Source organism: Marinobacter sp. bablab_jr003 (assembly GCF_016464245.1).
Lineage (GTDB): Bacteria > Pseudomonadota > Gammaproteobacteria > Pseudomonadales > Oleiphilaceae > Marinobacter > Marinobacter vinifirmus.
The window spans coordinates 1-7,269 of the sequence record NZ_JADARC010000064.1 but is presented as its reverse complement, the minus strand read 5'-3'; the positions used below and the strand labels follow the sequence as shown (position 1 = coordinate 7,269).

General features: G+C 54.3%; 8 protein-coding genes and 1 pseudogene. 1 reads left to right on the top strand and 8 read right to left on the bottom strand.

The genetic code is table 11. The features are described from left to right. Window positions 1–51: 51 nt before the first annotated feature. The gene (locus tag H3Z84_RS06900) at window positions 52–516 is read left to right on the top strand and encodes a hypothetical protein (protein WP_228285687.1); all 465 of its coding nucleotides are present in this window, start codon (window positions 52–54) and stop codon (window positions 514–516) included. A 154-nt stretch (window positions 517–670) separates the two neighbouring features. Here H3Z84_RS06900 and H3Z84_RS06895 read toward each other — a convergent pair. The 8 genes and pseudogenes from H3Z84_RS06895 to H3Z84_RS06855 form a co-directional block, all read right to left on the bottom strand. After that, window positions 671–1,653, bottom strand: a pseudogene (locus H3Z84_RS06895) (ADP-ribosylglycohydrolase family protein). Between the two features lie 164 nt (window positions 1,654–1,817). Further along, a complete protein-coding gene (locus tag H3Z84_RS06885; RefSeq protein WP_022988973.1) occupies window positions 1,818–2,348 on the bottom strand; it encodes a GNAT family N-acetyltransferase in 531 nt (176 codons plus the stop codon). After that, the gene (locus H3Z84_RS06880) at window positions 2,320–2,619 is read right to left on the bottom strand and encodes a DUF1778 domain-containing protein (protein WP_022988972.1); all 300 of its coding nucleotides are present in this window, start codon (window positions 2,617–2,619) and stop codon (window positions 2,320–2,322) included. The genes H3Z84_RS06885 and H3Z84_RS06880 overlap by 29 nt, the downstream gene beginning before the upstream one ends. 295 nt (window positions 2,620–2,914) lie before the next feature. After that, entirely contained in the window at window positions 2,915–3,247 is a 333-nt protein-coding gene (locus H3Z84_RS06875) for a YnfA family protein (protein WP_199456943.1), read from the bottom strand. An 89-nt stretch (window positions 3,248–3,336) separates the two neighbouring features. Next, window positions 3,337–3,687 (bottom strand): DUF3147 family protein, encoded by a 351-nt coding sequence (locus H3Z84_RS06870; RefSeq protein WP_199456942.1) that lies wholly within the window; start codon window positions 3,685–3,687, stop codon window positions 3,337–3,339. Window positions 3,688–4,009: 322 nt separating this feature from the next. After that, window positions 4,010–4,657 carry a HAMP domain-containing protein gene (locus H3Z84_RS06865; protein ID WP_228285686.1) on the bottom strand — a complete coding sequence of 216 codons (648 nt, stop codon included), beginning with the start codon at window positions 4,655–4,657 and terminating at the stop codon, window positions 4,010–4,012. A 113-nt stretch (window positions 4,658–4,770) separates the two neighbouring features. Then, window positions 4,771–5,610 (bottom strand): phosphate/phosphite/phosphonate ABC transporter substrate-binding protein, encoded by an 840-nt coding sequence (locus tag H3Z84_RS06860; RefSeq protein WP_199456941.1) that lies wholly within the window; start codon window positions 5,608–5,610, stop codon window positions 4,771–4,773. Between the two features lie 12 nt (window positions 5,611–5,622). Further along, on the bottom strand, window positions 5,623–7,158 hold the full coding sequence (locus tag H3Z84_RS06855) for a GGDEF domain-containing phosphodiesterase (protein ID WP_199456940.1): 1,536 nt from the start codon (window positions 7,156–7,158) through the stop codon (window positions 5,623–5,625). Window positions 7,159–7,269 lie beyond the last annotated feature (111 nt).

Sequence of the window (7,269 nt, the reverse complement as noted above, 5' to 3'; positions counted from 1 at the left end):
GTCACCCTTGAGGGCGGCTAGGGCAACTTTGGACTTGAACGATGGGCTGTATTGCTTGCGTTTCTTGCTCATGATTCTCCTCCTTGTGGAGATGATGAATCAGAGCTTAGGCACCTGTCCAAATTTCGGGGTCCACTTCACGTTGCGGTGAAAGGATACTGGCCTACCAAACTCATCGGTTTTGGCGAAGACTTGCCCGCCGGCGTCGCCAGGCAGTGGCGACAGTGGTGCAGCTCACCCGGCTATGTAGAAAACAGTTTTGGAAGGGAAATACGGCGGCATCACTATTCGGATATAAAAGCGCCCGTGCTGTCACTAACCGCAACAGATGACCACATCGCCGTGCCTGCAAACGTGGAAGATTTTCTGCGCCTTCTGCCCAACGCCAGGATAGAAAAACAGTTTCTGGAACCATCCAGTTTTGGACTGAAAGAAATTGGCCACAGTGACCTACTGCGCAGCCGCTGCAAGGCTTGTTGGCCGCAGGTTCTAAAAGGCCTGGCGTCTACAGACTGAACCTGAATGTCATCCTGATATCTAAGTTAAGCTGTTCTCGGATATAAGGAGCTTGCGCTTCGGCGGCGATATTGGTGCTGCGATGAGACTGATGACTCCACTTGACAGCTTCATCTTTGAATTCACACGAAAGCTCAAAGGCTAAGTGACCGCCTCAGTACCCCGGATACCGCTCCCAAAGCCCATCGTCATCCATAAAAGAATGCCACTCCTGGCACGTCCACAAATCCGACGCAACGGCCTCAATAACCTCCCGAAGCTCCAACGGCTCTAACCAGCGCTGCGGAATCACACCGGTGCCGTGCATCGCGCCAAGAATGTTTCCGGTAATGGCTCCGGTAGAATCTGAATCCCCATCGTGATTCACCGCCAGCACAATGCCCTGCTCGAAACTTTCAGCCACCAGGGCGCAATAAACAGAAATCGCCAGCGCTTCCTCTGCGACCCAGCCTTCGCCGAACTCCTGAATAGCGATATGGTGTGGCTTGCCGGACTGGCTCAGCTCAACCGCCTTATCCAGAGCCGCCAATGTCTCTTCGTGACCACGCTCTGCAACCAGTAATGTCTTGGCGGCACCCAGAGCATCCAGCAGAGTTTTGTCGTTCAATAACTCAAAGATCAAAACGGCCAGTGCGCCACCGGTCAGATACCCGCTGGGATGGCCGTGGGTGAGGCCGGCGCACATACGCCCATCTTCAAACACCCTTTCCAGGCCGGAGTTACCGTTGAAGGTACGCCAGTAAAGCCCTACCGGAGCCACCCGCATTACCCCGCCACACCCCTTACTGTCATTGCCGGCGGTCTCTGGAACGCCCGGGTAATCCCGCAGCGCACTCAAACACGTCATGCCCGGTGCTCGCTGGCTGTGCAACTCTGGCTGCTGAAACAACCAGCCGTCTTTCTCTGCGGTTACCGCACGACACTCGTGGCCCTGTGTTGCCAACCAGCGCAGATAGGCATTGGCAACTGTGTGGTCGAAACCTGCAATGCCTTTACTGACTCCCCGCATTCGCCCCCGCAACAGGCCTTCGGCGGTGAACAGGGTCATTTGGGTGTCGTCGGTTATCTTGCCTTTGCCACCGTAGGGTCGGTTATGCCGGCAGGGCCAAAGCGGCTCAGGATTTCAGCGCGGGACATGAACTCCACGGCGGCACCGAGGGCATCGCCTATGGCTCCGCCGAGGAGGCAGGCGGTGTATCGCTCCTGGATATCGTTTCCCGGCCGAGACTCATGTGGTTGATCCATTATCATTTCCCTATGCTAGTTTTTAGAAAGATCCGTAGTAACTCGGCGGAACCCGACTACCGTCCACTTGCCTCTGAGAGTTCGACTGCTTCCAGACATTGTTCAAAAGGCAGCCAAAGAGCTAAAGCGTCACCCTCGACGCCATCAATAGCAACAAACCCAAACCTTTCGTAGAATCTTTTTGAGTCGTCGTCTTTGGCATCTACCGCACAGCCGATACCGCCAACTGAAATCGACGCATCAACAACCCGCCTCAGGCACTCGATCAGCAGGTACGCTCCTAATCCATACCCTTTCAGAGAGTTATCAACCGCAAGCCGTGCCAGCCGGTAAACCGGCGGATCCGACGGAAACCGCTTTTGTAGGGGGTGTCCCTGGGGGAAGACAATGGTGCTGGGAAGAAGAGTGTAATAGCCGAGGATCTCCGTCGGGTCGACCTCATCTTCAACCAGTACATAAGTCCGTGTCGCCATCTTCTGGCTGCTTTGCCGGGCAATTTTCTTCAAGAACTCGTTGAGCGCAGGCTTACCGCAGTCAAATTTTCGCCGATTGTGTTTTTTACTGATTTCTTCGGTTCTTAAAGTCACCAGCCAACTTCCTGTGGTTGAGTGCGGCTTCCCGAAGCTTTGGATTAATCGGCTCAGGGTTATCCAGCAGCTCCAGCATACGGTCAGCACTCTGCCGGGAAACCTGGATTTGTAGCGCCTGACGCTCGGCCTCTTGTGCTTCTTTCTTTGCAGCGTAGATCAGGAACTGACTCAAGCTGCGGCCCGTTAACTCTGCTGCATGAGCAATAAGTCTCTGCGTTTCTTCATCGACACGGGCCACCAGGCGAGTGTCTTTACCTTGTGTGTTCATAATATTCTTCACCGATGGCGGGATAAGCTCGACTGAAACCTGAGAAAACCCTCTTCCTTGATAGAAAGTGATTCATGGGCTCAATCTATGTATGCCATGCTGGCACACATAATGACCCCAATCAACTTAGTGTGCCAATTTGGCACATTTGATTTATAAGACTCCCAGCTGCACAAGGTCGCAAAGCGGTCATTCGGGTAGGACGATTAGCACTGGTATAGTGGCGCCCACGTACCGCAGCGAAATGGGCATCAGGGCGCAGGACCGGACGCCCGGAACGAACTACAACAGTTGGTTATGTGGCGCGAGGCGCAAACATGATGATCGCCATTCCCACCAACGCAACAGCTGAACCAACTAAATCCCAAACTGTTGGTCGAACCCCATCGACCGCCCAAAGCCACACAATTGCCATAAAAATATACACACCACCATACGCGGCATAGACCCTGCCAGCAGCGGTGGGGTGCAGTGAAAGCAACCACGCAAATGCTGCGAGGCTCAACGCACCTGGCACCAGGAGCCAGATGGTTTTACCCTCTCGAAGCCAAAGATAAGGCAAATAACAACCCACGATCTCTGCCAAAGCGGTGACGATAAAAAGACCAACCGTTTTCAATTCAGGCAATGAAATTGACCTCTTGGCAGTTACCTGACTTTGCAGCGTGCCAGCGCCAGCGTAGATGCGTCCAACAACAGCCCCTTGTTCTACGATATTTAAAGCCCCACGCCATAGTACCGAAGGACACCCACCATTACCCAGTAGCAGATTGCTGTAATGCCGATTAACGCTGTCAGGCTAAGGTAGAAATTGAGCCCCTGTGCCAACAGAACCGGTAACGCAATAAACAAAGCAAGTGATGGCAAAACCAGCCAAAACACACTACTTGCAAGTTCGCTAACCTTTTCTGCATCCCTGGTATCTAAATAAAGCCAAAGCATTGCCAAGACTGACGTCAGCGGCACCGACGCAAGCACAGCGCCTATGAACGAGCTGCGCTTCGACACTTCCGATATGAGGACAACCAGAATAGCGGTCACTGCGACTTTGACAATGTAATAAGTCAACTGGATCTACCTCCTGGCGGCAACCGTATCACGGCTTATTAGTTTGCATTCTTATTAAACCCCAACGCCATCTCCCCCGTCCAAATCTGATTCCAAGCCCTGATAACAGTGATTTTTCATGGTTTTATCTGTAGTTCCGCAGCCGCCATTACGCTGCCGGCTCTGTGAAAAGTTTACACTCAAATTATCAGTGCACGCTTGTACCAGTTAAATCCAGAGAACGGGGAATGTCCGCTTTTGTTTAGGGTTTCACGTGGGCTGTGGAACGGTCACAAAGCAGATATTCGGGTTTGATGGGAACACACATTGGACCCGCATCGAATCATCTGTTGTGCCTACGCTCCGCAAGCCTTTTCTGGAGCAGCCCGTTCAGCTCTTCAAGCTCGGCGATCCGCCGTTCGTTGTTCCCCTTCTCCCAGGCAACCCGCTCAGCAAGGCGGTCAATTTCCGAAGCGACTTCCGAGACTTCATCCAGCTGAGAATCGTTCACCCGCTGGCTGTACTCACCGTTATTGACCCGCCCCAGCACACGCCGGATGTGTTTCAGTCGCCGGACCAGATAATAACCGGCAGCAATGGAGAACAAAGCGGCGGCCAATACTTCCAGAGCGGCAATAATCAGGCTTCTGCGCTTAACCTGCTCAATACCCTGCAGCTGTTCCCTCAGATCCAGGCCGATCTCCACGGTGCCATAATTCAAACCCGCCTTAACGATCGTGGCCTTCGCCATGTAAAGATCAGACAGGCCAACGTTTTCTCTTGAGCGCTGGAAAGACTGACGCAGAGCATCCGGGTTACCGGCCTCGGCCAGAAGATGACCATTGTAATCGGTTACCCGGGCAAACGCGGTTCCAGGGGTTCTGGCCGCAGCCTCAACAAATGACTGCAATGAACCAAGGTCGAGGGATAACACATCATTCGCGGCGGTCGCCGCGAAAATCCGGGCGATGGACTGAGCACGGCGTTCCACTTCATCGGTCGTTGACGAGTCGATGAAGTGAAATACTGATTACAACAGTACAACAAGCATGACGACTTCGATCATGCCGATGCCAATCACGGCCTGAGCCCGGATTGACAGCTTCACGTGTCACCCTGTGTCTGGGTAAAGTCGAGGCCGAGGCCCCGGACATCATTCCAATCTTTATCGTCGGCCGGTATCAGAGACTTCAAGTTGGCACGCTCAAGCAATGCCGCCCCTTCCTCGCTGCTACTCAAATCCGTCAATGCCGCCTGAATACGTGACCGCTGATCATCAGGCAGCCCCGAATGCACCGCAAAAGCATGAGGCGTATAACCCTCGGATCGCCAAAGCACCCGAACACCGGTAAGGCCCTCTGCAACCGCAGAGTTAAACGTACGCTCTATTCCTCCGCCCGCCGCCATAAAGCCTCTCTGGACATTCAGGTAAACGGATTCGTGGGAGGACACAAAGCGAGGCGTGTAGGTGATACCCAACCGTTCCAGTTCAGCACGGGTCAGTATGGTGGCAGCAAACGCTGCCGGCGCCGGAAACGCCAGAGTGGTTCCTTCTAGCTCTTCCAGGGTTGTTACCGGGCTGTCCTCCCCAACCACGATAATGCCCCGTATCCGCTTCTCACCCTCGCGGGCAATGGCGCGATAACCGGGCGACTGGCTGAACTCCACGTAGTGGTAGGGATTCATATAGGCAATATCATACTCGCCTGCCAGGACACGCTCTTCGAAAGTGGGTATGTCCGGCGCGGTGGTAAAACGCACTTGCCGCCCCAGTTGTTCCGAAAGATGCCTCATCAGAGGTGTCCACTGATCCGCCAGTTTGCTGGAAGACTCCTGGGGAACAATCCCGAACAGCAGCGGTTTCTCTGCACTGTGAGCGATAACGGGCTGGATAGCGATCAGCAGTGCTACCAGCCACGGAAGCCAACCTTGTTTTAACTTCATGCAGAACACCCTTCAATAACTGGCAGACGCCAAAGACCTGGTTTGTACGGACGGGTAACAGGTACCCGAATCGAGGAGCAGGGCCAGGTAATCGTTCAGTGGCATCGGTTTGTGCGCATAATATCCCTGTATGAGAACGCCGCCAATGCTCTCGATCAACTGCCACTGGGCTTTGTTCTCCACCCCTTCAATGACGCTCTTCATGTACGCCTGATCGGCCATTGCGATCACCGACCCGAGGAAACGGGCTTTGTCCTCGCTTTCCTCAATGCCGTTCACGAAGCAGCGGTCGATCTTGAGCCGGTCTACCTTCAGTTCCCGGATATATTCCAGTGACGAATGCCCGGTACCAAAATCATCGAGGGCAAAGGTTACGCCCAGATCGTGCAGGCTACCGATCAGCTGATTGATGCGCTGGAATTCAAGGGCGGCATTGTCTTCGGTAATCTCCATGCACAGGGCAGTGGCCGGAATACCGGCATCAATCAGCAGACTCTGAACGTCCTGCACCAGGTGATCGGCCAACATGGACGGGTTGAGATTGATGGAGAGATTGCCATCAAAACCGAGGTTCCGATAGAGGGTTTGTGTTTCACGGGCAATCTGCCTGAATAGCCACCGACCCAGCTCAACACCCAGTCCGTAACGCTCACAGAGATCTACCACACGATTCGGCGGCACAAAGCCGACACGCTCATCCCGGCAGCGCAGAAGCACCTCGGCACCGGTAACCAGGTTGATGTTTTCCGAACTCACGATGGGCTGGTACACCAGGCTGAGATGGAGCGTTCCTGGTTCGTTGTTGAAAAACCGAATCAGGCCGGTGTGGATAAGCCTGTCCTCTTCGATCCGGCGGCGAAGATCTTCGCAGTTGATATAGTAATCCCGTCCTTCCAGCCGAGCCTGGGTCAGTGCCCGGTGCGCCCGCTGGTAGCGACTGCTCCAGCCAGGGCAATTGTCCTGGCACTGTGGGTCTACCCCCATTACTGCGGACACGTGCAGCACCGAGTCTCGGGTGTGCCAATCAAAGGTCGTCGCATCAACCAATCGCTCAGTAACCGTTTCGATATCCTCGGACGGACTCACGGCCACAATCATCACAAATCCGCTCTGGGAGGCCTGAATCAGCTCATCGCCCGCTCGCAGCTGTTTCTTGAGTTTTCGGGCAAACACCCGGAGTAGGTCATCGCCGCCTTCGGTTCCAAAATCACTCAGAACTAGCTGAAAACCTCGAATTTCACAGGTAACGATGGCCTTATCAGAAGCCACTGCGCGAATGGAGTGTAGATATTGGCTGTTCGGTAAACCGGTGACGGGATCTACCTTGGACTGCCTGCGAACAAAAGCTATAGCCAGAGCCAGAAAGAGGAAAACCGCGACCAGGGCCGCCAAGGTGAGTATTCGGAGATTGGCAAGGCGATCGCGGGATTCCTCCACGGCAGTCACCAAGCGGCCCGCTTCATCGCCGACGAAGTTATCAATGACCAACTTCTGAATACCGCTTTTCTGACCGTTCCATTGCGTAAACCGCTGAAGGTTGCCACCCATTCCACGTGAAGCCTGCCACCCGGACCGGAGCAAGGCTGCCACCCATCGGAGCGTAGCGACGCGGGGTTTCTCTTCTTACTCCGAAGTCTCAGTGCCCGTCAACTTTGCCTG

Bases quoted from the DNA above. Each gene is read 5' to 3' on its own strand.
- H3Z84_RS06860 (WP_199456941.1), bottom strand. From the start codon at position 5,610: ATGAAGTTAAAACAAGGTTGGCTTCCGTGGCTGGTAGCACTGCTGATC.
- H3Z84_RS06880 (WP_022988972.1), bottom strand. From the start codon at position 2,619: ATGAACACACAAGGTAAAGACACTCGCCTGGTGGCCCGTGTCGATGAA.
- H3Z84_RS06855 (WP_199456940.1), bottom strand. From the start codon at position 7,158: ATGGGTGGCAACCTTCAGCGGTTTACGCAATGGAACGGTCAGAAAAGC.